Raw genomic sequence first — 26,546 nt, 5'->3', positions numbered from 1 at the left:
GTCGGGGTAAGGGGATTCGAACTCCTGACATCCTGCTCCCAAAGCAGGCGCGCTACCGGACTGCGCTATACCCCGGTTTGAAATTGGCTCCGTGACCAGGACTCGAACCTGGGACCCAATGATTAACAGTCATTTGCTCTACCGACTGAGCTATCACGGAACTGAACATTTCAATTTACAACCTTTACAGCAGGCTTTTATTTCTAGAAGCCTCCTCGTTGACCTGGTCCGTATCGCTACGTTCATGTCTCTGAGGCGCGCTATTCTACAATCTTAAAAACCTCTGTCAACCCCCTAAATTGCTTTCAAGACAATGATTTGCAACTTATTTCAGTTTTTTCCTCAGGGAGGAAAAAGCCTTGGGGTGACGTACTGCGGGGCGCACTTTACAAGCCTTTGCCTTACAGTTCAACGCCCTATGCAAAAAAAGGCCTCGCAATGCGAGGCCTCCTTCACAACGACGCCCTATCGGGCTCAGGCGAAGACGATTTCGTCGTTTTCCACCTTGGCCGTCACTGTGGCCCCCGGCAGGAAACTGCCGGACAGAATCAACTGCGCCAATGGGTTCTCGATCCAGCGCTGAATCGCCCGTTTCAGCGGACGCGCGCCATAGACCGGGTCGTAGCCCACGGCAATCAGTTTGTCCAAGGCCTCGCCACTCAGCTCCAGCTTGAGCTCGCGCTCGGCCAGGCGGCTGCGCAGGCGTCCCAGCTGGATCTCGGTGATGCCGGCGATCTGATCCCGGGCCAATGGCTCGAAGATCACCACTTCGTCGATCCGGTTGATGAACTCCGGACGGAAATGGGTCGACACCGCATCCATCACCGCCGCCCGCTGTGCTTCGCGATCCCCCACCAGCTCCTGGATCTGCGCCGAGCCCAGGTTGGAGGTCATGACGATCACCGTATTACGAAAGTCCACGGTACGCCCGTGGCTATCCGTCAGGCGACCGTCTTCCAGCACCTGCAGCAGGATGTTGAACACGTCCGGATGGGCCTTCTCGACCTCGTCCAGCAGGATCACCGAATAAGGCTTGCGCCGCACCGCCTCGGTCAGGTAACCGCCCTCCTCGTAGCCGACGTAGCCTGGAGGCGCACCGATCAACCGAGCCACGGAGTGTTTCTCCATGAACTCGGACATATCGATCCGTACCATCGCCTCTTCGGTATCGAAAAGGAATTCGGCCAGCGCCTTGCACAATTCGGTCTTACCCACACCGGTCGGGCCGAGGAACATGAACGAACCACTTGGCCGGTTCGGATCGGACAACCCAGCGCGAGAACGCCGCACGGCGTTGGCTACCGCCACCACGGCTTCGTTCTGGCCGATGACGCGCTGGTGCAACAGGCTTTCCATCTTCAGCAGCTTGTCGCGCTCGCCTTCGAGCATCTTCGACACCGGAATACCGGTCCACTTGGACACGACTTCGGCGATTTCCTCTTCGGTCACCTTGCTGCGCAACAGCTGGTTCTCGCTTTGGCCGTGCTGGTCGACCATCTGCAGGCTGCGCTCCAGGTCCGGGATCACCCCGTACTGCAACTCGGCCATGCGGTTCAGGTCGCCTTTGCGGCGCGCGGCTTCCAGCTCCTGGCGGGACTGCTCGATCTTCTGCTGAATCTGCGCCGAACCCTGCACTTCGGCTTTCTCCGAGGTCCAGACTTCTTCCAGATCGGCGTATTCGCGCTCCAGACGGGTGATTTCCTCCTGGAGTTTCTCCAGGCGCTTGATCGCCGCTTCGTCGTCTTCTTTCTTCAGGGCCTGGGATTCGACCTTCAGTTGAATCAGACGCCGTTCCAGGCGGTCCAGCACTTCCGGCTTGGAGTCGATCTCCATGCGGATACGGCTGGCGGCTTCGTCGATCAGGTCGATCGCCTTGTCCGGCAACTGCCGGTCGGTGATGTAGCGATGGCTGAGCTTGGCCGCGGCAATGATCGCACCATCGGTGATCGCCACCTTGTGGTGCACCTCATAACGCTCTTTCAGGCCGCGCAGGATGGCGATGGTGTCTTCTTCGCTCGGCTCGTCCACCAGGACTTTCTGGAAGCGCCGTTCGAGGGCCGCGTCCTTCTCTATATATTGGCGGTACTCGTTGAGCGTGGTGGCGCCGACACAGTGCAGCTCCCCCCGAGCCAGCGCTGGCTTGAGCATGTTGCCCGCATCCATCGAACCTTCGCCCTTACCGGCGCCGACCATGGTGTGCAGTTCGTCGATGAACAGAATGATCTGCCCTTCTTGCTTGGACAGCTCGTTGAGCAGGGATTTCAGGCGTTCTTCGAACTCGCCACGGTATTTGGCGCCAGCGATCAGTGCGCCCATGTCCAGGGACAGCAGGCGCTTGCCTTTTAGGCCGTCCGGCACTTCGCCGTTGATGATGCGTTGGGCCAGGCCTTCGGCAATCGCGGTTTTACCCACGCCAGGCTCACCGATCAGCACCGGGTTGTTCTTGGTCCGGCGTTGCAGCACCTGGATGGTCCGGCGGATTTCGTCGTCACGGCCAATCACCGGGTCGAGCTTGCCGTCTTCGGCGCGCTTGGTCAGGTCGACGGTGTATTTGTCCAGGGCCTGACGCGACTCCTCGACGTTGGCGTCATTCACCGCCTCGCCGCCTCGCAGGTTATTAATGGCGTTTTCCAGCGCTTTTTTGCTGACGCCCTGGCCCAGCAGCAACTTGCCGAGCTTGCTGTTTTCGTCCATGGCCGCCAGCAGCACCAGCTCGCTGGAGATGAACTGGTCGCCTTTCTGTTGCGCCAGGCGATCGGCCTGGTTCAGCAGGCGCGCCAGATCCTGCGACATGTTCACGTCGCCGGTGGGGTTCTGGATTTTTGGCAAGTGGTCGAGCTCTTTGCTCAGTTCCTTGCGCAGGCTGTTCACGTCGAAGCCCACTTGCATCAGCAGCGGCTTGATCGAGCCGCCCTGCTGTTCGAGCAACGCCTGCATCAAGTGCGCGGGTTCGATGGCCGGATGGTCGAGGCCGACCGCCAGGGATTGAGAATCGGATAACGCCAGCTGAAGCTTGCTGGTTAATCGGTCTATACGCATTAGTCACCTTCCTTTTGAGCAGGTCGGAGCGATGGACACACCTAAATAGAGAAACCTGCCAGATACCCCTGTAGATGCGGTCGATTCTGGAAGATTCAAGCCTTGCGAGCTTGACACAGGTCAGAAGAGTCTAGCGTTCCAGCCAGATCAGGGAAGCGAAGCGCCCGGTGCGCGGGCTGCGGCGGTAGGAATAGAAACGCGGATCGCTCACGGTGCAGAAACCGCCGCCATACACGGCGGTGACGCCGCATGCCGCCAGGCGCAGGCGGGCCAACATATAGATATCAGCCATGAGCTTGCCGGGGTTGTGGCTCGCTACAAAGGCCTGTTCGGTCTGTGGCAAGTGCCGGACGAAAGCGTCACGCACTTCAGGTCCGACCTCGAAGGCTTGCGGACCAATGGCCGGCCCCAGCCAGACCAATACATCCTCTGGCGCGACTTTCAGGCTATCGAGCGTCGCTTCCAGCACCCCGGCCGCCAGCCCACGCCAACCGGCATGGGCCGCCGCCACCCGAGTACCGGCGCGGTCGCAGAACAGCGCTGGCAGGCAATCGGCGGTCATGGCGCTACAGGCAATGCCGGGCGTGGCGGTCCAGCTGGCATCGGCGGTGGCGACGACGGACGGATCCGCCTCGACCACATCAATACCGTGAACCTGTTTCAGCCAGGCTGGCTTTATAGAGAAACGATCGGTCAGGCGACGGCGGTTTTCGGCCACCGCCTCTGGGTTGTCATCGACATGATCGCCCAGGTTGAGGCTGTCGAACGGCGCCAGGCTGACGCCGCCCGCACGGGTGGTGACGCAGGCTTTGACCCCGGCCGGCGCGGGCCAGTCAGGAATCAGCCAGTCACTCATCCGACGAAAGCCTCGCGATCCTGCTTGAGCAGGGTCAGCAACCAGACGAAATCTTCCGGCAGCGGCGATTCCCAGCTCATGCGCTCGCCGGTGGTCGGATGATCCAGCTCAAGGAACCGCGCATGCAGCGCCTGACGCGGGAAGTGCTTGAGGGATTCGACCATGGTCGGGTTCGCGGCGGGCGGAATGCGGAAACGGCCACCGTAGGCCGGATCGCCGACCAACGGGTAGTTGATATGGGCCATGTGCACACGGATCTGGTGGGTCCGCCCGGTTTCCAGTTTCACCCGGACATGGGTGTGGGAACGGAAACGCTCCAGCACGCGGTAGTGGCTGACGGCCGGCTTGCCGCCTTCCATCACCGCCATGCGCTGGCGTTGCTGGCCATGTCGGCCGATCGGGGCGTTGATCTTGCCGCCGGCGGTGACCACGCCGATCACGATGCATTCATAGATGCGGCTGACGCTGCGGCTCTGCAACTGGGCAACCAGCTGGGTCTGCGCCTGGATGGTCTTGGCCACCACCATCAGACCGGTGGTGTCCTTGTCCAGGCGATGGACGATGCCGGCGCGCGGCACGTTGATGATGTCCGGGACATGGTGCAGCAGGGCATTGAGCAGCGTGCCATCGGCGTGACCGGCGGCGGGGTGGACCACCAGGCCGGCAGGCTTGTTGATCACCAGGATGTCGTCGTCTTCATAGACGATATCCAGTTCGATGTCCTGAGCGATCCATTCTCCCTGAGCTTCCTGCTCGGCGGTCAGCTCAAGAACCGCGCCACCATGGACGATGTCTCGCGGGCGGATAACCGCTCCATCCACAGTCAGGCGGCCGTCTTTGATCCAGGCGGAAAGGCGCGAGCGCGAGTGCTCAGCGAATAATTGGGCGGCGACTTGATCGAGGCGTTGGCCGCCCAGTTCGGACGGCACCTCTGCGCGAAGTTCAATTTTATCGGACATGCTCAGACTAGGCGTCGGCACAGCCTTTGGTTTCGGCTGCGCGCTTGTGGTTAAATACGGCGTCTTTTGCCCCGAGGCTTTTCAACGGGGCGCTCATCATAACAGGACGGCCCCGCCCAAGACAGCGGCCGTCATAGGGACGCAAGCCGCCATGCAAGTGAAACACCTGCTGCTGATCGCCATCCTCGCACTGACCGCTGCTTGCTCATCGAAGGAAGTCGTTGACGAAAACCTGAGCGAGGTCGAGCTGTACCAGCAGGCGCAGACCGACCTGGACAACAACAGCTATACCAGCGCCACAGCCAAGCTCAAGGCCCTGGAGTCGCGTTATCCGTTCGGCCGCTACGCGGATCAGGCACAGCTCGAACTGATCTATGCCAACTACAAGAACGCCGAGCCGGAGGCCGCCAAGTCCGCCGCCGAGCGTTTCATCCGCCTGCACCCACAACACCCGAACGTGGACTATGCCTACTACCTCAAGGGCCTGACCTCCTTCGACCAGGACGTCGGCCTGCTGGCGCGCTTCCTGCCGCTGGACATGACCAAGCGTGACCCGGGTGCCGCGCGCGACTCCTACAACGAGTTCGCCCAGCTCACCAGCCGTTTCCCGAACAGCCGCTACGCGCCGGACGCCAAGCAGCGCATGATCTACCTGCGCAATCTGCTGGCCTCCTACGAAATCCACGTGGCCGACTACTACCTGACCCGTCAGGCCTATGTAGCCGCCGCCAACCGTGGCCGCTACGTGGTGGAAAACTTCCAGGAAACCCCGTCGGTGGCCGATGGCCTGGCGGTGATGACCGAGGCTTACCAGCGTCTGCACCTGGACGAACTGGCCGCCACCAGCCTGGAAACCCTGAAGCTCAACTACCCCGATCACCCGACTCTGGTCGACGGCCAGTTCGTGCCACGGGTCGCCGAGGCGGACAACCGCTCCTGGCTGAGCAAGGCCACCCTGGGCCTGATCGAGTCCCGTCCACCGCTGCCGCCGGGAGAAACCCGCGCCAACCAGGACGTGATGAAGCAATACCAGGACGCCAAGGATGCGATTCCGGCCGAGCTCAAGCCTAAAGACGCCAATGGCGACGCTGTCGAAGAAGAACAGCACGAAGCCGAAGGCAACAACAGCGACCGCTCGTGGTTCAGCTACATGACCTTCGGCGTGTTCGACTGACACCGCCGCGGTCACAAAAAAGGGAGACTTTCGAGTCTCCCTTTTTTTGTCCGTGGATTTCAGCGCTGATTGCACTGTGCGCCCGGCATGACCTTGGCTAAACTGCCGGTTCCTCACTCACATAGCTGGCTACCATGCTTCGTCTACTGTTCTGGATCGCCCTGATTGCCGCTGCGGTATGGCTCTGGCGCAAATTCAAGCAGCCCGCCTCCGGCACCGCTGCGCCCCGCGAACCCAGCACCACGCCCATGGTGCGTTGTGCCCACTGCGGCGTGCACCTGCCCCGCGACCGGGCGCTGAGCCTCGAGCAACAGTGGTATTGCAGCCAGGCGCACCTGGAGCAAGGTCCGATCTCCCGCGATCGCTGAACCTCGACCGCAGCGGTGCATATGACGTCAAAAGCACGTTGTTTGCACCGCTGAATAATTCGCTACAAAAAAGCCACCGCCCCTCCTCTCCTCGCTTCCGGCCGGCAACCCTCGGCAAATCGGGGCTATTACCCTGCGCGTCATCTTGAATCCGACCAAACGGCCCCGCACCGCCCGGCCTTGAGTGGGCCAACGACCTCAAGCCTGCCTAGACTTCACGACACGCCAGGATGGCGGGTGCTCTCGCACCTCTTTCGTTCACGGATGAAGCAGTAAGCGGCATGAGCCCACGACAAAAAGTCTTGATCGTCGATGACGATCCAGGCATTCGCGAATATCTGGAAATCAGCCTCGGCCGGATGCAACGCCATACCCGCAGCGCCCGCACCCTGGGCGAAGCGCGTCACTGGCTGGCCCGGGAAGGCTTCGACCTGTGCCTGAGCGACCTGCATTTGCCCGACGGCACGGGGCTGGAATTACTCGAGCATATCCAGTGCCGCCAGCTGCGAATGCCGCTGGCAATACTCAGCACCTGCGCCCGCCAGGAAACCGCGATCCACGCCCTGAAGGCCGGCGCCATCGACTTCCTGAGCAAACCCGTGGCCCTGGCGCGCTTGCGCGAGCTGCTGAATGGCGCCCTGCCCGGATCGACACCACCGAACCCTGCTAGCGGTCCATTGCTCGGCGATTCGGCCGCCATGCACAAGCTGCGCGGACAAATCGACAAACTGGCCCGGAGCCAGGCCTCGGTCTATATCAGCGGAGAGTCCGGAAGCGGCAAGGAACTGGTCGCCCGCGCGATCCACGACCAGGGTCCTCGAGCCAGCCACGCCTTCGTGCCGGTCAATTGCGGGGCCATCCCACCGGAACTGATGGAGAGCGAGTTTTTCGGCCATCGCAAAGGCAGCTTCAGCGGCGCTATCGAAGACAAGCCCGGCCTGTTCCAGGCGGCACACGGCGGCACGCTGTTTCTCGATGAGGTGGCCGATCTGCCGCTGGCAATGCAGGTCAAATTGCTCCGCGCACTGCAGGAGAAGGCGGTACGTTGCGTCGGTGGGCAGCAGGAAGTCCAGGTCGATGTGCGCATTCTCTGCGCCACCCACAAGGCGCTGCAGGCGGAAGTGCATGCCGGGCGCTTTCGCCAGGATCTCTACTACCGCCTGAACGTGATCGAGCTGCCGGTGCCAGCGCTACGGGCGCGCAAGGCTGATATCGAACCCTTGGCCACCGCCATTCTCGAGCGCCTGGCGCAGGGCAACGACCAAAAACTGGCACGGCTTCAGCCAAACGCGTTGCTGGCGCTCCAGGGCTACGACTTTCCCGGTAACGTGCGCGAACTGGAGAACCTGCTCGAACGGGCGCACACCCTGTGCGAGAACCGGCGGATCGAAGCACGCGATCTGCGCCTGACGCCCAACGGCGCCCACCCGGCCATCACGCCCGGACCGGCACAGGTGATCAACCTTGAGAAACATCTGCAAGAAGTCGAGCGCCGACTGATCCTCCAGGCCCTGGAGCACACCCGCTGGAACCGCACGGCGGCGGCCCAGCGCTTGAGCCTGTCGTTTCGTTCGATGCGCTACCGGCTGAAGAAACTCGGCCTGGATTAAATTCGCCCACTGGGCGCATAAGGCGCCGGGTCGATGATCGGCTCCCGGCCCAGCATCAGATCGGCGAACAGCTGGCAGGACGCCGGCGCCAGGACCAGGCCATTGCGGTAGTGCCCACAGTTCAACCACAGCCCCGCCAGCCCGGGCACCGGGCCGATATAGGGAATACCCTCAGGCGAACCTGGGCGCAACCCCGCCCAATGTCCCACCACCTCGGCCTGCGCCAGCGCCGGGATCAACTCGATGGCCGAAGCCTTCAGGCTTTCCAGGGCCGACGAGGTTGGGGTCTTGTCGAAGCCTTCGTGCTCCAGGGTACTGCCGATCAAGATGTGACCGTCGCGCCGGGGAATCGCGTAACGCCCCTTGGCCAGGACCATGCAGGAAAGAAAATCCGACGCGCACTTGTAGAGGATCATCTGGCCTTTGACCGGTTCCACCGGCAATGCCAGCCCCAGGCTCTTGAGCAATTCGCCGCTCCAGGCCCCTGCCGCCAGCACCACCTGATCGCCACGGATTTCGCCCAGTGAGGTCTGCACCCCGAGCACCCGCTCCCCTTCGCGGATAAACCCGCTGACTTCGCACTGCTCGTGAAGGGTCACCGCCGGCAGGGCCGACAGGGCGGCCTTCAGCGATTTGACCAGGCGCGGGTTGCGCACGTTGGCCACGTCGGCCATGTAGATCGCCCGCGAAAAACCGCCACCCAGCACCGGCACCGCGTCATGGGCCACCGAGATATCCACAGCGCTCAATGGCCTCTGCTCCCGCCGGGCCCAGGCCAGCGCTTCGGCCTCGTCGTCGAGGTCCAGCCAGTACAGACCAGTGGTGTGCACTTCGGGATCGACACCGGTGGTGGCGAACAGACGTTCGGCCAGCTGTGGATAAAAATCCTGCGACCAATGCGCCAGCGCGGTGACCGCCGGGCTGTAGCGCCAGGGGTACAGCGGCGAGACGATCCCGCCGCCGGCCCAGGAGGATTCCTGGCCGACATTCGAGCGTTCGAGCAGAACCACCTGCTGCCCGGCGGACGCCAGGTTGAACGCGGTCAGCAGGCCGATCACTCCACCGCCGACAATCACCACTTGCTGTTGCTTTGCCATAGTCCAGTCCAGGAAATGAAAACACCGGGCGCCGCCAGCGCCCGAGAAGGATGTTCAGCGCCCCCAGCAATCTTTGCTGGTCACCCCGTCGGCCATATTGTTGTTGCCCATGGCACCGGTGTGGCTAAGGGTGAACTCGCCGCACTTGTCGCCGGCCATCATGCTCTCGGTTTTCGGCGTCGCGGTCAGGGTAAAGCTCTGGTCGGCCAGGACTGGCGTGATGCTGTAGTCGTCGTTGCCGGCGCTGAGGCCCGGAGCGTTGCTGTAGACACCGCCCTTGGAATGAAACCGCTCGAGACTCTGCGCCTGTTCCGACAGCAGGCCGGCAATCTGCGTGCGATGGGTTTTCTTCACGTACTCGGTGATGCTGGGCAGGCTCAGGGTGACGACGAGCCCGATGATCGCAATCACGATCATGATTTCGATCAGGGTAAAACCTTGGTTGGATCTACGCATGCCTCACTCTCACTTACTGTATTTGTCGCCACATGATGCGGCGGCTGCCACCGCCCGGTTTCTCGACCAGGGAGGCGATACCGCCGCCGGAATCGCTGACGATTTTGCGGGTAGCGCGGTTAAGCACAGCGCTCAACGCAGGAATGCCGCCGGTAAAGATGACACCGCTGGAAGGCGTATCCAGGCCATCGACCACTTCATCGCCATTGGTGTCGAGCACCGCGTCGCCCTGCATCTTACCGCTGAATGCGTCCAGCTCGACCAATTTGCCGTTGCCGGCGCTGGAACAAGGGTCGCCCGCCTCGACAGCAGCAGTGCTGAAGACAACGCGACCCGCCACCAGCGTGGCCTGATTGATGACCCGCTCGCCACTCGACGCCTCCCCCAGCGGCAGGTACCAGCCCTGCTCGGCCGGATAACTGACGTCCGCCTGGGTGCTGGTGATATAGGAGCCCGCGCTGCCGGCAAACAGCCCGGTGATCGCTTGCGCCTGCAGGTCAGCCACGGTGATGCTGCCCGTCCCAGCCGGGGCATCCCAGACCGCATAGAAACCCTGGGCATCCTTGCTGCGCTTGTCGGCCAGCTCGCTGAGCTTGCCGGTGCCGAACAGCACCAGCTTGCCGCCCTCGGGATGATCCACCAGCAACGGCTGCGCGGTGATCGGCTGGCTCGCGCCACCCGGAGCGCTGAACAACGGAGCACCGCCAAAGGCCGGGCCCCAGCTGTCCGGCGCCGAACCGCTCAAATCGAACTTCCACAGATGGCCCTGGAGATCGCCGCCATAGGCCGCCTGGACCATATTCTGGCTGTCCACCCGCACCTTCACCGAGGACAAGCCGTTCTCCTGCCCATTGCCATCGACCGGGATTTTCCTGATCAGCGAACCATCGCGAATATCCACCACATACAGAGCGGCGAGTCCGGAATGACTGCCATAGCCATTGCCGATGAAAGCCGCCCAGCGCCCGTCGGCCAAGCGTGCCACTTCCGGACGGGCGTAGGCATAACCCAGGTCATTGAACGGGTGGCTGTTATCGGCAACCTCAGGCGCGGCGATTTCCCACAGCGCCTGCGGCGTATTGCCGGCCTGGCCATACAGCTGCACCGCGTAAAACACCTTACCTCCGGCCCCGGTGCCCGCTAGCGCCAGGGTTGCCCAGGCCGTGCCGAGTTGGGCATCGAAGACCGCCACCGGGCCATCGGCCAAAAACCGGTGACGCTCCCCGTTGACGTAGCCGGGGTCGGCGATGTGATGCAGCAGCGGCAAGGCACTGGAGGGCATATAGGCGTAGCGGCGCCGGCCATTCTCAGGGTCGATCAGCGAAAGCAGGCCGTCATTGGCGTTGACCAGCAGGCTCGGGGTCATGCCTTGGGCCTTGCTCGCCAGGTAGGCGCTGTAGTCGCTGTCGCCCTGCAGGTCGGCGGCGTCCTGCGCGGTCGGCGCCGCCATGACCAGCGGCGAGTTGACGATGTCCCCCAGCAATCGGCTCCGCACCTTGAGCCCGGCCCGGTTACTCCCCTGGCTCCAGGCCAGTAGATCGGCCGCGGTGGTGCCGGGCGGCAGGTTCTGGGCGAGCGCGGCCTGCTGCGCGCCGGACAATTGGTCATGGCGCAAGGCAACGGCGGTTCGGGAGGCACTGTTCCAGGTCTGGAAGATCCCCGGCGACGCATCGGCAACCAGGGTCGAGTCCGTGCTCCACAGCGGCGTACTGGTGTCGACCGCACCAGCGGGGCTGATGCCATACGCCCTGATGGTGCCGTGCCAATCGGCGGGGTCATAAGACGCCTGGAAATAACTCGAACCGCTGGCCAGCCCGGCGGCCCCCGCCGTGGCGCTGCCCGCCTGGGCGGCGGAAGCCGAAACCTCGCCCAGGGCCGAGGCCAGCGCGGCGTCGAGCCCCGCCTTGTCGGTCACTGGGTAGAACTTGCCCCGGCCATAGTTCGCCGCATCCAGCAGCATGGGGTACTGCGCGTTGAGACCGATGGTGTAAGTGTTCATGTGCTGTTGCGCGAAGCTCGCCGAATCCCAGCTTTTCCCCGCGATATCCATGCCTGCCGCGCGCATGTCGATATCCACCGCCAGCTTGGCGATGTCATCCAGATACAGGCTGCTGCCCTCCTCGTTGCCGCCAGGATCAATGCCGTCATTGGGCACCCCATCCCAATCTGGCAGGCTGCTCGCCCCCTGGGGTTCACGGGAGGGAAAACTGTGGTCGTAACTGGGCAGGCCATCGGTCACCACCAGGCCGTAATTGCGCTGGCAGCGATACTGGATCGGGCTGCCATAGATGGACGGCGTGCTGTTGTAGTAAGGCGTCAGGCCCCGAAAATAACGACTGATCTCGTAATAGGTTTCCGCCAGCGGCGCCTCGGCCGAGGCCCTGAGCCCGCCGATGGCGGACAGCAATGCCTGGTAGTTAGCGTCAGCCTGAGCCTGGCTGACCTGGTCGCTGAGCGGAGCCAGATCGCTGATGGCGCGCACGATACGCCCACCCGGCGCCAGATCGCCGCCCGCTGGCGGGTTGAAGCTCGCCAGGCCAATGCGCAGCGCGCGGTTGTCAGCCACCAGCTTGCTGGCGGCCTCACGCACCAGGGTCATCCGGTCTTGAACAGGAATCGAGCCATCGGTGAAATCCCGGTCGCGACCGTCGGCCAGGGCCAGCAGGTAAGCCAAATAGGCAGCCGAATAGCGGGTGCGGCCGTTCCCCGCGGGATCAGGCAGCTTGAGGCACTGTGGCCGGGCACTGTCGCGGTAGAAACCGACATAACCGCTGGCGCAGCCCGCCTGGCTCAGCGTTGAAAGAGCAAGCGAATCCGCGCTTGGACTGGCTCCGGCCAGGCATTCGCCCGCCTGCATCCGGCACGGCCTGACCGGCGCCCACGCCAGCCCGGGATCGAAACCCGGGGCATAGACAATGCTGTTCATGCTCTGCGAGTCGTCGAGCAGCAGCATCACATTCGGTGCCACCGCCGCCGCGTTCGCCAAAGGTGCCTGCGCTGGGCTGAAGCCATAGGCCGGGGCACTCAGATAGAGGCCCAGCAAAGCGCCAGCCAGCAATCCCCCAGGCCTTTCAATACTTGGCATAAATGCTCTCCAGCACGCTGCGCGAGTGGCCGGCCAGCCCGACAGCAGTCACCCGGTACAGGGTCGCGGAAACGTTGCTCGGCACATGGACTGCCCCCAGCGTCGTACCGAGGTTCTGCACAGCGTAAAAACCGTTATCGGTGGCGATCCAGGTCACGCCCGAATGGCTGTTGTGGCCCGCGGCGCTGACAGCCGCGGACTCGCCGGGCGGCGCGCACTGGCCGCCGCTACAGGCCGCCAATACATAACTGTCCTGCTGCACCGCGCTCTCACCGATGCGCAGCGCCATCTCCGCCGCCTGGAACGACTGATTGCGCAGCCACAGGCCGCCGGCCATCTTTTCCTGCAAGGTCGCGTTCTGCATCGACGAAATGCCGATCAAGGTCAGCAGTAACAGGAACACCAGGCTCATCAACAGCGCCATGCCGCGCTGCTCCCCGGGAGCCGTTCGATACAAGGTCATCGGCAACTCCCTCACAACAGGCGATTGCGCAAGGCGGCCACCACATTGAACGTCTGCGGCCGCACTCGCGACTGGGGATCGCTCAGGGTCAGGCTCAAGCGCACGCTGCGGATCCGTGCCGGGTCTGCGGGATCACGGCTATAGCTGGAGGCCGCGACATCCGTGGCGGTGCTGGCGATGCCGAACGACACGTCGAACGCGCTGACATTGTTCACCAGCACCGCCTGGCCGGAGCCAGTGCCGGTGCCCATCAGCAGTTGATCGTCCTTCAAGCTGTACACCAGGCGCCGCACCGCAAACGCCTGCTGCCCCGAGGGGGCCATGCGGGCACCGGTATAGGCGGTGGCGCTATTGCGGCAATCGCTCAGCACGGTCCAGGTCGGGGTGCCACCGCTGTCGCCGATATCGGCCGTGACCAGCGTCAGCCGGTGGTTGGCGTTGTCCCAGCGGATCGGCGTTTGCGCATGGCCGGCGAAGTCCGCGGCAATGCTGGCATCGGCGATGCTCTGCAGGCAGCCGAACATGCCGACCATGCGTATCTCCTGGATCATCTTGCTCAGCACGAAGCGCGCATCCTCTTGCAGGCTGGCCGAGGCGTTCTGGCTGACATAGGTGTTTTTGGCCGAGATGAAAATCTGCGTCACACCCAAGGCCACGATCAGGCTCAACGCCAGCGCCACCAGCATTTCGATCAGACCGAAACCGCTGTTCCCGCGTCTCATGGCTTGCTCCCCGGATCCACCGCCACCCGGCTGCTCAGGACAAAACTGCGGGAGCCTTCAGCAGGCTGGGCAGAAACATGGGCGGCACGGGCGTCGTCCCAAGTGATGCTGATGGTAAACACGCCCTGCTTGAGGCTGATATGGCCCTCGGCGGTCGGCCCGCCAAAACTCTCGACATTGCGCTTGAAGTCATAGAGGTCCTGGTCCCGAACCACGCCGAAATTGCCGGCCTCGGGAGCTGCCACGGTGTAGTCCGCGGCGCTGTTGGCGCGGATGCGATCGAGCATGTCATAGGCGATGAAGCTGGCCTGGCTGGTCATCAATGCACTGTCGGTGTAGCGCAGGGCATTGAGCTGGACCGCCGCCGCACCGAGCAGGCCGACGCCGAGAATCAGCACCGCCACCAGCACCTCGATCAGCGTCATTCCGGCCTGCACGCTCCTGCCCGTCATTTGCACTCCCCGTTTACCGCTATCCGTCCGTTCAGGCACAGCGTGATCGTCCTGTGTTGCTCGCCCAGCACATAAGTCATGACCGGCGGGACCGCTGCCGATACACCGCCCAACGCGTTGAAGCCAATGCTGTCGAATTCAGAGGTTAGCGTCAGCCGGGCGCCGCGACTGACCGCGGGAACAACCCGCAATACATTCGTCGCCGGTCCCTCGCCTTGATAAATCGACAGCCCGCGGCTCCAGTCCGAATCGACCGCGGCCGGGCGCAGGTGAACCGGCAAGCCGCTGTCGATCGCCTCCAGACGCGCGTAATTCAAGCTGCGCAGCAGTTCGCTGATGTCGCTGTCGGCCTTGGAGCGCTGCGCCATCTGACTGAACGCGGGAACCACCAGGGTCAACAAAACCGCCGAAACTGCCAGGGCCACCAGCAATTCGATCAGCGTGAAGCCTTCTGTACGGTGACGCATGCCATCCCCTTGAGCGGCCAGCGGCTATAACTGGCTCTGGCACTTCGAACCTTCATAGACCGAGGGTTTGAGGTTTTGCTCAATGGCCGGGCAAGGATTGTCCGGACCTGGCGCACTCCATGGAGGGAGAACCATGCCGCAGAAGGGTTTCGGCCTGATCGAAATAATCGTGGGCCTGGCGCTTGCCAGCCTGCTGATGCTGCTCGCCAGCACCTCATTCGGGGAGTTGTTCCAGTCGACACGCCGGCTGGATGCCGCACAGATGCTTGCCAGCGGCATTCGCAATGCCCGCACCGAAGCCATCCTGCGTCAGCAGCGAACCGTGATTCACGGGTTGAACGACGACTGGAGCCAAGGCTGGCGGATCATTCTGGATATCAGCGGCGAGGGCTCGCAGGACAGCGATAACCCAGTATTGCTTGAACGCCGGGGGGACGCCCGGGTGGCGATTGTCGGCAATCGCCCGGTGGAGCATTTCGTGCGTTTCAGTGGCCTGGGCGATCCGCAGCTGCCCAGCGGCGCCTTTCAGGCCGGGACGCTGCACATCTGCGCGGCCGATCCGGGAACGAGCCAGCACCAGGTGGTGCTTTCCCGCAGTGGGCGGGTCAGCCTGCGCAGCGACAAGGCCGCGCAGGCGTTATGCGACAGGCAGGGCTGATCAGAGCAGGGAGCGAACGCGCAGCTCTTTGGGCATGGAGAAAGTGATGTTTTCTTCGCGGCCGGCCAATTCGTCGGCGCCGGTGGCGCCCCAGGCGTGCAACTGCTCGATCACGCCCCGTACCAGCACCTCGGGAGCCGAAGCCCCGGCGGTGATGCCGATGCGCTCGACGCCGTCGAACCAGCTGCGTTGCATGTCCTCGGCGCCGTCGATCAGGTACGCCGGGGTGGCCATGCGCTCGGCCAGTTCACGCAGGCGGTTGGAGTTGGAGCTGTTCGGGCTGCCCACCACCAGTACCACATCGCACTCGTCGGCCAGTTGCTTGACCGCGTCCTGACGGTTCTGCGTGGCGTAGCAGATGTCGTCCTTGCGCGGCCCGCCAATCGCCGGGAAACGCTGGCGCAAGGCATCGATGACCCGGCTGGTGTCGTCCATCGACAAGGTGGTCTGGGTAACGAACGCCAGCTTTTCAGGATTGCGCACCTGCAGCTCGGCGACGTCTTGCTCGTCTTCCACCAGGTAGATCGAGCCGCCATTGCTGGCGTCGTACTGGCCCATGGTGCCTTCGACTTCCGGGTGGCCGGCATGGCCGATCAGGATGCATTCGCGACCGTCGCGGCTGTAGCGCGCCACTTCGATATGCACCTTGGTCACCAGCGGGCAGGTCGCATCGAAGACTTTCAGGCCACGGCCCGCCGCTTCGCTGCGCACGGCCTGGGAAACGCCGTGGGCGCTGAAGATCACGATGACGTCATCCGGCACTTGGTCCAGCTCCTCGACAAAGATCGCGCCGCGAGCGCGCAGGTCTTCGACGACAAATTTGTTGTGCACCACTTCATGACGCACGTAGATCGGCGGCCCGAAGACCTCCAGGGCGCGATTGACGATTTCGATCGCGCGGTCCACGCCAGCGCAGAAGCCACGGGGGTTGGCGAGTTTGATTTGCATGCTGTGCCTCGTGTCTTGCGGGCAAGGAATATTCGGTGCAACCGCTTCGCGATTGCTCGCTGGCCTGCTCGCGCCTACAGGAACCTTATGGAGACTGTAGACGCGAGTCGGCTCGCGATGCCTTTAAAGCGCTTTAACGTCGATGATCTCGACATCAAAGGTCAAGGTTTTACCGGCCAACGGATGGTTGAAGTCAACCGTCACCTGGGCGTCATCAAAAGCTTTGACCACGCCTGGCAGCTCGGTATTCGCCGCATCGTTGAAGATCACCAGCAGGCCTTCGGACAGTTCCATATCCTGGAACTGCGAACGCGGGATGATCTGCACGTTTTGCGGGTTCGGCTGGCCGAAGGCGTTTTCCGGCTCGATGGTCAGGTTACGCTTGTCCCCCGCCTTGAAACCGAACAGGGCCGCTTCAAAACCTGGCAACAGGTTGCCGTCACCGACCTTGAAGGTCGCCGGGGCCTTGTCGAAGGTGCTGTCCACCGTGTCGCCGTTCTCCAGGCGCAATGCGAAATGCAAAGTGACTTCCGTGTTCTGGCCGATGCGTTGTTCAGCCAATACCTGTTCAGTCATGAACGGCTTCTCCGGTTTTCTTGCTTTTGAACATATCCAGCGCAAGCATCACCGCACCTACGCTGATGGCGCTGTCGGCAAAGTTGAACGCCGGGAAATACCAGCGGTTCTGCCAATGCACCAGGATGAAATCGATCACATGGCCCAGGGCGATGCGGTCATACAGGTTACCCAGCGCGCCGCCCAGCACCAGTGCCAGGGCGACCGCCAGCCAGGTTTCGTTGCGCCCCAGGCGCTTGAGCCAGACCACCAGCACCGCGCTGACCACCACCGCGATCAGGGCGAACAACCAGCGCTGCCAGCCCGAGCTGTCCGCCAGGAAGCTGAATGCCGCGCCGGTGTTGTAGGCCAGGGTCCAGCTGAAGTAATCCGGGATCACCACGATCTGCTGATACATCGACAGCGAGCTTTCGAAGTGCAACTTGCTGGCCTGGTCGATGACCAGAACCAGCACGCTCAACCACAGCCAGCCCAGACGGCCGAAACGGCCCGCGGCATTAGGCATAGTGACGAACCTCGCCTGCGCCGCTGATGTTGTCGACGCAGCGACCGCAGATTTCCGGGTGCTCGGGGTGCGCGCCGACATCTTCACGGCAGTGCCAGCAACGGGCGCACTTGGCGAAGCTCGACTTGACCACTTTCAGCTTGAGGCCGGCGACTTCGGTTTCCACCGCATCCGCCGGTGCCTGCGCGAAAGGCGCGACGCTGGCGGTGGAGGTGATCAGCACAAAGCGCAGCTCATTGCTCAGCTTGGCCAGGTCGGCGCTCAGCGCTTCTTCGGCGTACAGGGTCACTTCGGCTTGCAGGTTGCCACCGACGGCCTTGGCCGCGCGCTGGATTTCCATTTCCTTGTTGACCGCGACCTTGACCGCCATGATCCGCTCCCAGTAGGCACGGTCCAGCTCGAAGCCTTCCGGCAGCTCGCTGAGGCCCTGGTACCAGGTGTTGAGCATCACGGACTCGTTGCGCTCGCCCGGCAGGTACTGCCACAGCTCGTCGGCGGTGAAGGCGAGGATCGGCGCGATCCAGCGCACCAGCGCTTCGGAGATGTGGAACAGCGCGGTCTGGCACGAACGACGGGCCTTGCTGTCGGCGCCAGTGGTGTACTGGCGGTCCTTGATGATATCCAGGTAGAAACCGCCCAGCTCCTGCACGCAGAAGTTGTGCACCTTGGAGTAGACGTTCCAGAAGCGGTATTCGCCGTAGTGCAGTTCCAGCTCGCGCTGCAGCAGCAGGGTGCGGTCCACGGCCCAACGGTCCAGGGCGAGCATTTCTTCGGCCGGCAGGATATCGGTGGCAGGGTTGAAGCCGCTCAGGTTGGAAAGCAGGAAGCGCGCGGTGTTGCGGATACGCCGGTAGGCGTCGGCGCTGCGCTGCAGGATCTGGTCGGAAACCGCCATTTCACCGGAGTAGTCGGTGGCCGAGACCCACAGGCGCATGATGTCGGCGCCCAGGGTGTCGTTGACCTTCTGCGGCGCGATCACGTTGCCCAGGGACTTGGACATCTTGCGACCGTTCTCGTCGACGGTGAAACCGTGGGTCAGCAGTTCGCGATACGGCGCATTGCCATCGATCGCGCAGCCGGTCAGCAGGGACGAGTGGAACCAGCCGCGGTGCTGGTCGGAACCTTCCAGGTACAGGTCGGCACGCGGGCCGCTGGCGTGGCCCATCGGGTGCGAGCCGCGCAGTACGTGCCAGTGAGTGGTACCGGAGTCGAACCAGACGTCCAGGGTGTCGCTGATCTTGTCGTATTGCGGGGCTTCGTCGCCCAGCAACTCGGCCGCGTCCATCTTGAACCAGGCTTCGATGCCTTCCTGCTCGACGCGCTTGGCAACGATTTCCATCAACTCGACGGTGCGTGGGTGCAGATCGCCGCTTTCCTTGTGCAGGAAGAATGGGATCGGCACGCCCCAGTTGCGCTGACGGGAGATGCACCAGTCCGGACGGTTGGCGATCATCGAATGCAGGCGCGCCTGGCCCCAGGCCGGCACAAACTGAGTCTCTTCGATGGCCTGCAACGCACGCTGGCGCAGGGTGTTACCGCTGGTTGGCTGCTTGTCCATGCCGACGAACCACTGCGCGGTGGCGCGGTAGATCAGCGGGGTCTTGTGGCGCCAGCAATGCATGTAGCTGTGGCTGATGGTTTCGGTGTGCAGCAGCGCACCGACTTCAGTCAGCTTGTCGACGATGGCCGGGTTGGCCTTCCAGATGAACTGGCCGCCGAAGAACTCCAGCGAGGTGGCGTACACGCCATTGCTCTGCACTGGGTTGAGGATGTCGTCGTTGACCATGCCATAACGCTTGCAGGTCACGAAGTCGTCTTCGCCGTAGGCTGGCGAGGAGTGAACCACGCCGGTACCCGCGCCCAGCTCGACGTAGTCAGCCAGGTACACCGGCGACAGACGATCGTAGAACGGGTGACGGAAGTTGATCAGCTCCAGCGCCGAACCCGGGGCAGTGGCGATGACCGAGCCTTCCAGGTTGTAGCGAGCCAGGCAGGACTCCACCAGCTCCTCGGCCAGGACCAGCAGCTTGTCGCCAGCGTCGACCAGGGCGTAGTTGAACTCAGGGTGAACGTTCAACGCCTGGTTGGCCGGGATGGTCCACGGAGTGGTGGTCCAGATCACGATCGAAGCCGGCTTGCTCAGCGTGGCCAGGCCAAAGGCGGCGGCCAGCTTGTCTGCGTCGGCGATCGGGAAGGCCACGTCGATGGTCGAGGACTTCTTGTCCTGGTACTCGACTTCCGCTTCAGCCAGGGCCGAGCCGCAGTCGAAGCACCAGTTCACTGGCTTGAGGCCCTTGAACACGAAACCGCCCTTGACCATTTCCGCCAGGGCGCGGATTTCCCCGGCTTCGTTGGCAAAATCCATGGTCTTGTACGGGTTGGCCCAGTCGCCCAGCACGCCGAGGCGGATGAACTCGGCTTTCTGGCCTTCGATCTGCTCGGTGGCGTAGGCACGGCACAGCTCACGGGTCTTGTCCGAGGACAGGTTCTTGCCGTGGGTGACCTCGACCTTGTGCTCGATCGGCAGACCGTGGCAGTCCCAACCCGGAACATAAGGCGCGTCGAAGCCCGCCAGGGTCTTCGAGCGGATGATCATGTCCTTGAGAATCTTGTTGACCGCATGACCGATGTGAATCGAGCCGTTGGCGTAGGGCGGACCGTCGTGAAGTACGAACTTCGGACGATCCTTGCCAATTTCGCGCAACTTACCGTACAGGCCAATGCTGTCCCAGCGCTGCAGAATCTGCGGTTCGCGCTGAGGCAGGCCGGCCTTCATTGGGAAGGCGGTGTCCGGAAGGTTTAGCGTGGCTTTATAGTCGGTCATTTAAGGCTCTTCATTAGCGATTGGCGCTATGGATACGTGCAACTTCGGCACGGGCGGCGGCGACATCCGCGTTGATCGCCGTCTTCAGCGCCTCCAGAGAGGCGAAACGCTGCTCTTCACGCAGCTTATGGTGGAAAACCACCGTCAAACGCCGGTCATACAGATCGCCGGCAAAATCTAAAAGATGGACTTCCAGGTGGGCCTTGCCATCACCTGCTACCGTCGGCCGCACGCCGATATTGGCGACGCCCGGCCAGGTCTTGCCGTCGATGTCGACATCGACCAGGTACACCCCGGACAACGGTACGCGACGGCGCTTGAGCTGCACATTGATGGTTGGCGTACCCAACTGGCGCGCCAGCTTCTGCCCGTGCAGGACCCGCCCGGCGATGCGGAACGGGCGACCGAGCAGACGCTCGGCCAATACGAAATCGGCAGCCGCCAGCGCATTGCGGACCTGGGTGCTGCTAACGCGCAGGCCATCCAGTTCGACGGTCTGCGCGGCCTCGACGGTAAACCCGTGGGTGATACCGGCCTTTTGCAGGAAATCGAAGTCACCGACCCGGTCGCAGCCAAAACGAAAGTCATCGCCGACTTCCAGGTGCTGTACACCCAGGCCGTCGACCAGGATGGTCTCGACGAACTCACTGGCGCTGAGCTTGCTCAAGCGCTGGTTGAACGCCAGGCACAGGACCCGGTCGACGCCCTCCTCGGCCAGCAGCTGCAACTTGTCGCGCAAGCGTGCCAGGCGGGCCGGGGCGGTATCCGGAGCGAAGAACTCGCGCGGCTGCGGCTCGAATATCACCACGCAGCTGGGCACGCCCAACTCAAGCGCACGCTCACGCAGCCGGCCCAGGATAGCCTGGTGGCCACGGTGAACACCGTCGAAGTTGCCAATAGTGGCGACACAGCCCCGATGCTGGGGGTGCAGGTTGTGGAGGCCTCGGACCAGCTGCATAACGCGCTTCTTGCTCATAAAGTGGTCGATTATAACCACACCCGACGGCCGGTGACAGGCAACAGCACGCGCCAAAGTGATCGAACCGACAAAACCACTGCCTCGCCGGCGTCCAAGTGCCTCAGGACCTCAGTGCAACGCCTTGCGATTGAAGTCGCGCAGACGGAAGCCGAACAACGCCAGCATGCCGAAATAGGCCACCACGCCCGCCACCACCAGCACACCCAGACGCAGGAAGCGTGCAAGCATATTCCCCTGATCCCAGGCCGGCATGAACTGCATCAGCCCCAGCAACACCGCCGACATCACACTCACCGCGACGACCAGCTTGAGGGTAAACTTGCCCCAGCCAGGTTGCGGCAGGAACATCTGCTGCTTGCGCAACTGATAGAACAGCAAACCCGCGTTGATACAGGCCCCGGCGCTGATCGCCAGCGCCAGGCCCGCATGTTTCAGCGGGCCGATGAACGCCAGGTTCAGCAGTTGCGTGACGATCAGCGTGAAAATCGCGATTTTCACCGGGGTACGGATGTTTTGCTGGGCATAGAAACCCGGCGCCAGAACCTTGATCACAATGATCGCGAGCAAACCGACCGAATACGCGACCAGCGCACGCTGGGTCATCGAGGCATCGAAAGCGCTGAACTGGCCGTACTGGAACAGTGACACCGTCAATGGCTCCGCCAGAATCCCCAGGGCCAGCGCGCAAGGCAGCACCAGCATGAAGCACAGGCGCAGGCCCCAATCGAGAATCCGCGAATATTCATGCCGGTCCTTGTTGGCGTAAGTCTTGGCCAGCGTCGGCAGCAGGATCGTGCCCAGCGCCACTCCCAGAACCCCCGAAGGCAGCTCCATCAGGCGATCGGCGTAATACATCCAGGACACCGAGCCAGCCACCAGGAACGAGGCGAAGATGGTGTTGATGATCAGCGAGATCTGGCTCACCGAGACCCCGAGAATGGCCGGCAGCATCTGCTTCAGCACCCGCCAGACCCCGGTGTCGCGCAGGTTCAGGCGCGGTAGCACGAGCATGCCGATCTTTTTCAGGTGCGGCAGCTGATACAGCAACTGCGCCAGGCCACCCGCCAGAACCGCCCAGCCCAGGGCCATGACCGGTGGATCGAAATAAGGCGTCAGGAATACCGAGAACACGATCATGGCGACGTTCAGCAACGTCGGCACGAACGCCGGGACCGAAAAGCGGTTCCAGGTATTGAGGATCGCCCCCGCCAGGGAGGACAACGAGATCAGCAATATATAAGGAAAGGTCACGCGTAACAGATCGGTGGTCAGCGTGAATTTTTCCGGGGTGTCGACAAAACCTGGCGCCGTCGCCCAGATCACCCAGGGCGCGGCGATGATCCCCAGCGCCGTCACCAGCGCCAGCACCAGGGTCAGCAGGCCGGACACATAGGCAATAAAGGTCCGGGTCGCCTCCTCACCCTGCTGGCTTTTGTATTCCGCCAGGATCGGCACAAAGGCCTGGGAAAAAGCCCCCTCGGCAAAGATGCGACGCAGCAGGTTGGGCAGCTTGAAGGCGATGAAAAAGGCGTCCGTCGCCATTCCGGCGCCGAATGTGCGCGCAATGATGGTATCGCGCACGAACCCCAGAACCCGGGAAAGCATGGTGATAGAGCTGACAGCGGCCAACGACTTGAGCAGGTTCATGGAAAGGTTTTTTGCCTGTAGATAAACAGCAGGCGAACAATGCGCCCACTTGTGCGATACTCCGCGCCGCAACAGCACAGAGCCAAAGCTCGCGAGTTTACAGGTCAAGCGCCGGAAATAAATATCCCGCCTCTTCAGATCCAACCACTCAGCGGAACGCATCACCTGCCCTTGACAAGACTTCAACTCATCGGCATGATTCGCGGCCTATTTTGTTTGCTATTTCCCAAAAAGTCTTTCGAGGAGCTCGACGGTGGCCAACTCACCTTCCGCCAAAAAACGTGCAAAACAGGCTGAGAAGCGTCGCAGCCACAACGCCAGCCTGCGTTCCATGGTTCGTACCTACATCAAGAATGTAGTTAAAGCCATCGACGCAAAAGACGCTGAAAAAGCGCAAGCTGCTTATGTTCTGGCCGTGCCAGTTATCGACCGCATGGCCGATAAAGGCATCATCCACAAGAACAAAGCTGCTCGCCATAAAGGTCGTCTGAATGGCCACATCAAGGCTCTGAACCTTGCTGCTGCAGCCTAAGCGACACGCTTGTTAAAAAACCGACCTCAGGGTCGGTTTTTTATTGCCTGCGATTTGCTGCCTTGACCACCAAACCGCCATCGCCAGCAATCGAACATCGACCACCAGCCCCTACAGGGAATAACCACTGCAGGAGCCAGCCCTGAAGACCGTTACGGAGTCTGCGCCCAAGGCAGGATTGGAATCGCCGTCACCGCATTCTGCGGACTGCCCTCGATCAACCGATCGCTATAGACCAGGTACACCAGGGTATTGCGCTTCTTGTCGAGGAAACGCACCACCTGCATGGTCTTGAACACCAGCGAAGTGCGCTCCTTGAATACCTCTTCGCCATCCTTGAGCTCACCCTTGAAGCTGATCGGGCCGACCTGACGACAGGCAATGGAGGCTTCGGCGCGATCCTCCGCCAGACCCAACCCACCCTTCACACCACCGGTCTTGGCGCGCGACAGGTAGCAGGTCACGCCCTCCACCTTCGGATCATCGAAGGCCTCGACCACAATGCGGTCATTAGGCCCGACAAATTTGAACACCGTCGACACCTGGCCGATTTCTTCAGCGCAGGCCAGCAGCGGCATCGCCAACAGCAACCCCAACAACCCTTTTGCTACACGCATTGGCTTTTCCTTAGACCAGAATCAGGTTGTCACGGTGAACCAGTTCGGGCTCAGCCATGTACCCCAACAAACCGACAATCGCATCAGAGGACTGACCGATGATTTTTTGCGCTTCCAGGGCGCTGTAGTTGGCCAGGCCGCGGGCGATTTCACGCCCGTCCGGCGCCACGCATACCACCATCTCGCCACGACGGAAGCTGCCCTGAACCAGCTTGACCCCCACCGGCAGCAAACTTTTGTTGCCCTGGGACAAGGCCGACACCGCTCCATCATCCAACACCAGGGTGCCTCGGGTTTGCAGGTGCCCAGCCAGCCATTGCTTGCGCGCCGCCAGCATGCCGCGCTCAGGCGACAGCAAGGTACCCAGGCGCTCACCCGCCTTGAGGCGATCCAGCACACGCTCCAGACGCCCACCAACAATGATGGTGTGCGCCCCGGAACGGGCCGCCAGACGCGCCGCGCGCAGCTTGGTCTGCATACCGCCACGCCCCAGCGCGCCACCCGTGCCGCCCGCCACTGCGTCCAGCGCCGGATCGTCGGCACGCGCCTCATAAATCAGCTGGGCATCGGGATTATTACGGGGGTCCGCATCGAACATGCCGTCGCGATCCGTGAGGATCACCAGCAGATCGGCCTCGACCAGATTGGCCACCAGGGCCGCCAGGGTGTCGTTGTCGCCGAAACGGATCTCATCGGTAACCACGGTGTCGTTTTCATTGATGACCGGAATCACCTTCAGCTCGACCAGCGCACGCAAGGTGCTGCGGGCATTGAGGTAACGCTTGCGGTCGGACAGGTCGTCATGGGTCAGCAGAATCTGCGCGGTGTGCAAGCCGTGCTCGGCAAAGCTCGACTCCCAGGCCTGCACCAGGCCCATCTGGCCAATGGCCGCGGCCGCCTGCAGCTCATGCATCGCACTCGGTCGTGCGGTCCAGCCCAGGCGGCTCATGCCGGCCGCGACCGCGCCGGAGGAAACCAATACCAGCTCGACACCAGCCTCATGCAAGGCCACCATCTGCTCGACCCAGACACCCATTGCCGCGCGATCCAGCCCTTTGCCGTCCGCCGTCAGCAGCGCACTGCCGATCTTCACGACCCAGCGCTGCGCACCTGTCACCTTACTCCGCATCTTCTTCAACCTTAGCTTGAGAGCCACGCGACCGAGCGCGCCCATAAAGTTATTCGTGGCTACGTTTCCCGGATACTAAAACGCCGCTCAGTGAGCGGCGCTTGTAGTTTACTGCAACGAATCAGTCGCGGACGTAAATGATTTCCGGACCATCTTCGTCATCCACATCTTCCTCATCCCAATCATCGTCGCCGATGTCGTGCACGCTCTTCACGCCGCTGCGGCGCAGGGCACGCTGGTCGTCCAGAGCCTGCAACTGGGCACGCGCCTCGTCCTCGATACGCTGATCGAGCTCGGCCAATTCGTCGGCGTAGGCCGGGTCGGCCGCCAGACGATCGGCACGATCCTCCAGATACCGCATGATGTCGCGACTCAGGCGCTCGGTACCGTCTTTGGAAATAGCCGAGATCACGTACACCGGACCGGCCCACTCCAGGCGATCGACGATCTCCTTGACCCGCGCCTCATGCTCTTCCTCGAGGATCTGGTCGCATTTGTTCAGCACCAGCCAGCGATCACGCTCAGCCAGGGACGGACTGAACTTGGTCAGCTCGTTGACGATCACTTCCGCCGCATCGGCCGGACTGCTTTCATCCAGCGGCGCCATGTCCACGAGGTGCAACAGCAGACGAGTACGCGCCAGGTGCTTGAGGAAACGGATACCCAGGCCCGCACCATCCGAAGCACCTTCGATCAGACCCGGAATGTCGGCGATCACGAAGCTCTTCCAGCGATCGACACTGACCACGCCCAGGTTCGGCACCAGGGTCGTGAACGGATAGTCAGCCACTTTCGGCTTGGCCGCGGACACCGAACGAATGAAGGTGCTCTTACCGGCATTCGGCAAACCCAGCAGACCAACGTCCGCCAGCACTTTCAGCTCCAGCTTGAGGTCACGCTGCTCACCCGGCTTGCCCGGCGTAGTCTGGCGCGGCGCGCGGTTGGTACTGGACTTGAAACGGGTGTTACCCAGACCGTGCCAGCCGCCCTGCACCACCAGCAAACGCTGACCGGCCTTGGTCAGGTCACCGATCACTTCCTGGGTCCCGGCGTCGATCACCGTGGTGCCGACCGGTACGCGCAGCTCGAGATCCTCACCCTTCTTGCCGGTGCAATCGGTACTACCGCCATTGGAGCCGCGCTCGGCATCGAAATGACGGGTGTAGCGGTAGTCCACCAGGGTATTGAGGTTTTCGTCGGCGATCATGTAGATCGAGCCGCCATCGCCACCATCACCACCGTTCGGACCACCGTTTTCGATGAACTTTTCCCGACGGAAACTCATGCAGCCATTGCCGCCGTCGCCAGCTTTTACTCGGATCGAAACTTCATCAACGAACTTCATAACAAAACGCCTCTCGCCGCACGGGCGAGCCGAAAAAC

At 62.4% G+C, this 26,546-nt stretch carries 24 protein-coding genes and 2 tRNA genes; 5 read left to right on the top strand and 21 right to left on the bottom strand.

Features of this window, described 5'->3' with window-relative positions; genetic code table 11:
- Position 1: 1 nt before the first annotated feature.
- From AC07VU_RS27475 to rluD, 5 genes are all read right to left on the bottom strand, one after another.
- A tRNA-Pro gene (locus AC07VU_RS27475) sits at positions 2-75 on the bottom strand.
- A 9-nt stretch (positions 76-84) separates the two neighbouring features.
- Positions 85-160, bottom strand: a tRNA-Asn gene (locus AC07VU_RS27470).
- Positions 161-474: 314 nt separating this feature from the next.
- The gene (clpB, locus tag AC07VU_RS27465; RefSeq protein WP_053262725.1) at positions 475-3,039 is read right to left on the bottom strand and encodes an ATP-dependent chaperone ClpB; all 2,565 of its coding nucleotides are present in this window, start codon (positions 3,037-3,039) and stop codon (positions 475-477) included.
- Between the two features lie 130 nt (positions 3,040-3,169).
- Positions 3,170-3,895 (bottom strand): peptidoglycan editing factor PgeF, encoded by a 726-nt coding sequence (gene pgeF / locus AC07VU_RS27460; RefSeq protein WP_053262726.1) that lies wholly within the window; start codon positions 3,893-3,895, stop codon positions 3,170-3,172.
- On the bottom strand, positions 3,892-4,854 hold the full coding sequence (gene rluD / locus AC07VU_RS27455) for a 23S rRNA pseudouridine(1911/1915/1917) synthase RluD (protein WP_007924719.1): 963 nt from the start codon (positions 4,852-4,854) through the stop codon (positions 3,892-3,894). Before rluD ends, pgeF begins: the two co-directional genes overlap by 4 nt.
- A gap of 151 nt (positions 4,855-5,005) precedes the next feature.
- On the opposite strand from rluD, the gene AC07VU_RS27450 reads away from it, so the two are divergent.
- From AC07VU_RS27450 to AC07VU_RS27440, 3 genes are all read left to right on the top strand, one after another.
- Entirely contained in the window at positions 5,006-6,028 is a 1,023-nt protein-coding gene (locus AC07VU_RS27450) for an outer membrane protein assembly factor BamD (RefSeq protein WP_007924720.1), read from the top strand.
- Positions 6,029-6,162: 134 nt separating this feature from the next.
- Positions 6,163-6,396, top strand: a complete 234-nt coding sequence (locus AC07VU_RS27445) for a PP0621 family protein (protein ID WP_007924721.1) — start codon at positions 6,163-6,165, stop codon at positions 6,394-6,396.
- Between the two features lie 281 nt (positions 6,397-6,677).
- Positions 6,678-8,006 (top strand): sigma-54-dependent transcriptional regulator, encoded by a 1,329-nt coding sequence (locus AC07VU_RS27440; protein WP_495030826.1) that lies wholly within the window; start codon positions 6,678-6,680, stop codon positions 8,004-8,006.
- Here the strand turns inward: AC07VU_RS27440 and thiO are convergent.
- From thiO to AC07VU_RS27405, 7 genes are read right to left on the bottom strand one after another with little or no spacing between them, the layout of a single operon-like run.
- Positions 8,003-9,103, bottom strand: a complete 1,101-nt coding sequence (gene thiO, locus AC07VU_RS27435; protein WP_009045697.1) for a glycine oxidase ThiO — start codon at positions 9,101-9,103, stop codon at positions 8,003-8,005. The two genes, AC07VU_RS27440 and thiO, sit on opposite strands and share 4 nt — an antisense overlap.
- A gap of 54 nt (positions 9,104-9,157) precedes the next feature.
- Entirely contained in the window at positions 9,158-9,559 is a 402-nt protein-coding gene (locus AC07VU_RS27430) for a type IV pilin protein (protein WP_007924724.1), read from the bottom strand.
- Positions 9,560-9,572: 13 nt separating this feature from the next.
- Positions 9,573-12,644 (bottom strand): pilus assembly protein, encoded by a 3,072-nt coding sequence (locus AC07VU_RS27425; RefSeq protein WP_495030825.1) that lies wholly within the window; start codon positions 12,642-12,644, stop codon positions 9,573-9,575.
- Positions 12,631-13,107 carry a pilus assembly PilX family protein gene (locus AC07VU_RS27420; RefSeq protein WP_457274959.1) on the bottom strand — a complete coding sequence of 159 codons (477 nt, stop codon included), beginning with the start codon at positions 13,105-13,107 and terminating at the stop codon, positions 12,631-12,633. Before AC07VU_RS27420 ends, AC07VU_RS27425 begins: the two co-directional genes overlap by 14 nt.
- A gap of 11 nt (positions 13,108-13,118) precedes the next feature.
- Positions 13,119-13,829, bottom strand: coding sequence for a PilW family protein (locus AC07VU_RS27415; protein ID WP_457274960.1), 711 nt, complete (start codon positions 13,827-13,829; stop codon positions 13,119-13,121).
- Positions 13,826-14,281, bottom strand: a complete 456-nt coding sequence (gene pilV, locus AC07VU_RS27410; RefSeq protein ID WP_053262734.1) for a type IV pilus modification protein PilV — start codon at positions 14,279-14,281, stop codon at positions 13,826-13,828. The genes AC07VU_RS27415 and pilV overlap by 4 nt, the downstream gene beginning before the upstream one ends.
- The gene (locus tag AC07VU_RS27405) at positions 14,278-14,748 is read right to left on the bottom strand and encodes a GspH/FimT family pseudopilin (RefSeq protein WP_277589642.1); all 471 of its coding nucleotides are present in this window, start codon (positions 14,746-14,748) and stop codon (positions 14,278-14,280) included. Before AC07VU_RS27405 ends, pilV begins: the two co-directional genes overlap by 4 nt.
- 133 nt (positions 14,749-14,881) lie before the next feature.
- Between AC07VU_RS27405 and AC07VU_RS27400 the strand changes: the two genes are divergently transcribed.
- On the top strand, positions 14,882-15,406 hold the full coding sequence (locus AC07VU_RS27400; protein ID WP_277589643.1) for a GspH/FimT family pseudopilin: 525 nt from the start codon (positions 14,882-14,884) through the stop codon (positions 15,404-15,406).
- On the opposite strand, the gene ispH is transcribed toward AC07VU_RS27400, so the two are convergent.
- The 6 genes from ispH to murJ form a co-directional block, all read right to left on the bottom strand.
- Positions 15,407-16,354 carry a 4-hydroxy-3-methylbut-2-enyl diphosphate reductase gene (gene ispH / locus AC07VU_RS27395; RefSeq protein WP_085534619.1) on the bottom strand — a complete coding sequence of 316 codons (948 nt, stop codon included), beginning with the start codon at positions 16,352-16,354 and terminating at the stop codon, positions 15,407-15,409.
- A 123-nt stretch (positions 16,355-16,477) separates the two neighbouring features.
- Positions 16,478-16,915 carry an FKBP-type peptidyl-prolyl cis-trans isomerase gene (gene fkpB / locus AC07VU_RS27390; protein WP_172833189.1) on the bottom strand — a complete coding sequence of 146 codons (438 nt, stop codon included), beginning with the start codon at positions 16,913-16,915 and terminating at the stop codon, positions 16,478-16,480.
- A gap of 7 nt (positions 16,916-16,922) precedes the next feature.
- Entirely contained in the window at positions 16,923-17,435 is a 513-nt protein-coding gene (lspA, locus tag AC07VU_RS27385) for a signal peptidase II (protein WP_025807545.1), read from the bottom strand.
- Positions 17,428-20,259, bottom strand: a complete 2,832-nt coding sequence (gene ileS / locus AC07VU_RS27380; RefSeq protein WP_495030824.1) for an isoleucine--tRNA ligase — start codon at positions 20,257-20,259, stop codon at positions 17,428-17,430. Before ileS ends, lspA begins: the two co-directional genes overlap by 8 nt.
- Positions 20,260-20,272: 13 nt before the next feature.
- The gene (gene ribF / locus AC07VU_RS27375) at positions 20,273-21,217 is read right to left on the bottom strand and encodes a bifunctional riboflavin kinase/FAD synthetase (protein ID WP_495030823.1); all 945 of its coding nucleotides are present in this window, start codon (positions 21,215-21,217) and stop codon (positions 20,273-20,275) included.
- A gap of 129 nt (positions 21,218-21,346) precedes the next feature.
- Entirely contained in the window at positions 21,347-22,885 is a 1,539-nt protein-coding gene (gene murJ / locus AC07VU_RS27370; protein WP_123412864.1) for a murein biosynthesis integral membrane protein MurJ, read from the bottom strand.
- A gap of 253 nt (positions 22,886-23,138) precedes the next feature.
- On the opposite strand from murJ, the gene rpsT reads away from it, so the two are divergent.
- Positions 23,139-23,417, top strand: a complete 279-nt coding sequence (gene rpsT / locus AC07VU_RS27365) for a 30S ribosomal protein S20 (protein WP_007924739.1) — start codon at positions 23,139-23,141, stop codon at positions 23,415-23,417.
- A gap of 152 nt (positions 23,418-23,569) precedes the next feature.
- Here rpsT and AC07VU_RS27360 read toward each other — a convergent pair whose 3' ends face one another.
- The 3 genes from AC07VU_RS27360 to cgtA all read right to left on the bottom strand — a co-directional run bounded on the left by AC07VU_RS27360 (position 23,570) and on the right by cgtA (position 26,508).
- Positions 23,570-24,034 (bottom strand): CreA family protein, encoded by a 465-nt coding sequence (locus AC07VU_RS27360; RefSeq protein ID WP_007924741.1) that lies wholly within the window; start codon positions 24,032-24,034, stop codon positions 23,570-23,572.
- A 10-nt stretch (positions 24,035-24,044) separates the two neighbouring features.
- Positions 24,045-25,163 (bottom strand): glutamate 5-kinase, encoded by a 1,119-nt coding sequence (gene proB, locus AC07VU_RS27355; protein ID WP_007924743.1) that lies wholly within the window; start codon positions 25,161-25,163, stop codon positions 24,045-24,047.
- Between the two features lie 121 nt (positions 25,164-25,284).
- Entirely contained in the window at positions 25,285-26,508 is a 1,224-nt protein-coding gene (gene cgtA / locus AC07VU_RS27350) for an Obg family GTPase CgtA (protein WP_124302175.1), read from the bottom strand.
- Positions 26,509-26,546 lie beyond the last annotated feature (38 nt).

This window comes from Pseudomonas sp. GW821-FHT02B10 (assembly GCF_059421865.1).
The sequence above is the reverse complement of the archived record's forward strand: the minus strand, read 5'-3'. Positions and strand labels throughout refer to the sequence as shown.

What these genes read in the sequence shown, in the direction of transcription:
- AC07VU_RS27440 (WP_495030826.1), top strand. Translation starts at nt 6,678, where the DNA reads ATGAGCCCACGACAAAAAGTCTTGATCGTCGATGACGATCCAGGCATT.
- murJ (WP_123412864.1), bottom strand. Translation starts at nt 22,885, where the DNA reads ATGAACCTGCTCAAGTCGTTGGCCGCTGTCAGCTCTATCACCATGCTT.
- thiO (WP_009045697.1), bottom strand. Translation starts at nt 9,103, where the DNA reads ATGGCAAAGCAACAGCAAGTGGTGATTGTCGGCGGTGGAGTGATCGGC.
- ileS (WP_495030824.1), bottom strand. Translation starts at nt 20,259, where the DNA reads ATGACCGACTATAAAGCCACGCTAAACCTTCCGGACACCGCCTTCCCA.
- ispH (WP_085534619.1), bottom strand. Translation starts at nt 16,354, where the DNA reads ATGCAAATCAAACTCGCCAACCCCCGTGGCTTCTGCGCTGGCGTGGAC.
- AC07VU_RS27400 (WP_277589643.1), top strand. Translation starts at nt 14,882, where the DNA reads ATGCCGCAGAAGGGTTTCGGCCTGATCGAAATAATCGTGGGCCTGGCG.
- pgeF (WP_053262726.1), bottom strand. Translation starts at nt 3,895, where the DNA reads ATGAGTGACTGGCTGATTCCTGACTGGCCCGCGCCGGCCGGGGTCAAA.
- cgtA (WP_124302175.1), bottom strand. Translation starts at nt 26,508, where the DNA reads ATGAAGTTCGTTGATGAAGTTTCGATCCGAGTAAAAGCTGGCGACGGC.
- AC07VU_RS27420 (WP_457274959.1), bottom strand. Translation starts at nt 13,107, where the DNA reads ATGACCTTGTATCGAACGGCTCCCGGGGAGCAGCGCGGCATGGCGCTG.
- clpB (WP_053262725.1), bottom strand. Translation starts at nt 3,039, where the DNA reads ATGCGTATAGACCGATTAACCAGCAAGCTTCAGCTGGCGTTATCCGAT.
- AC07VU_RS27450 (WP_007924720.1), top strand. Translation starts at nt 5,006, where the DNA reads ATGCAAGTGAAACACCTGCTGCTGATCGCCATCCTCGCACTGACCGCT.
- rluD (WP_007924719.1), bottom strand. Translation starts at nt 4,854, where the DNA reads ATGTCCGATAAAATTGAACTTCGCGCAGAGGTGCCGTCCGAACTGGGC.
- pilV (WP_053262734.1), bottom strand. Translation starts at nt 14,281, where the DNA reads ATGACGGGCAGGAGCGTGCAGGCCGGAATGACGCTGATCGAGGTGCTG.
- AC07VU_RS27360 (WP_007924741.1), bottom strand. Translation starts at nt 24,034, where the DNA reads ATGCGTGTAGCAAAAGGGTTGTTGGGGTTGCTGTTGGCGATGCCGCTG.
- proB (WP_007924743.1), bottom strand. Translation starts at nt 25,163, where the DNA reads ATGCGGAGTAAGGTGACAGGTGCGCAGCGCTGGGTCGTGAAGATCGGC.
- ribF (WP_495030823.1), bottom strand. Translation starts at nt 21,217, where the DNA reads ATGCAGCTGGTCCGAGGCCTCCACAACCTGCACCCCCAGCATCGGGGC.
- AC07VU_RS27425 (WP_495030825.1), bottom strand. Translation starts at nt 12,644, where the DNA reads ATGCCAAGTATTGAAAGGCCTGGGGGATTGCTGGCTGGCGCTTTGCTG.
- AC07VU_RS27405 (WP_277589642.1), bottom strand. Translation starts at nt 14,748, where the DNA reads ATGCGTCACCGTACAGAAGGCTTCACGCTGATCGAATTGCTGGTGGCC.
- AC07VU_RS27445 (WP_007924721.1), top strand. Translation starts at nt 6,163, where the DNA reads ATGCTTCGTCTACTGTTCTGGATCGCCCTGATTGCCGCTGCGGTATGG.
- lspA (WP_025807545.1), bottom strand. Translation starts at nt 17,435, where the DNA reads ATGCCTAATGCCGCGGGCCGTTTCGGCCGTCTGGGCTGGCTGTGGTTG.
- AC07VU_RS27415 (WP_457274960.1), bottom strand. Translation starts at nt 13,829, where the DNA reads ATGAGACGCGGGAACAGCGGTTTCGGTCTGATCGAAATGCTGGTGGCG.
- AC07VU_RS27430 (WP_007924724.1), bottom strand. Translation starts at nt 9,559, where the DNA reads ATGCGTAGATCCAACCAAGGTTTTACCCTGATCGAAATCATGATCGTG.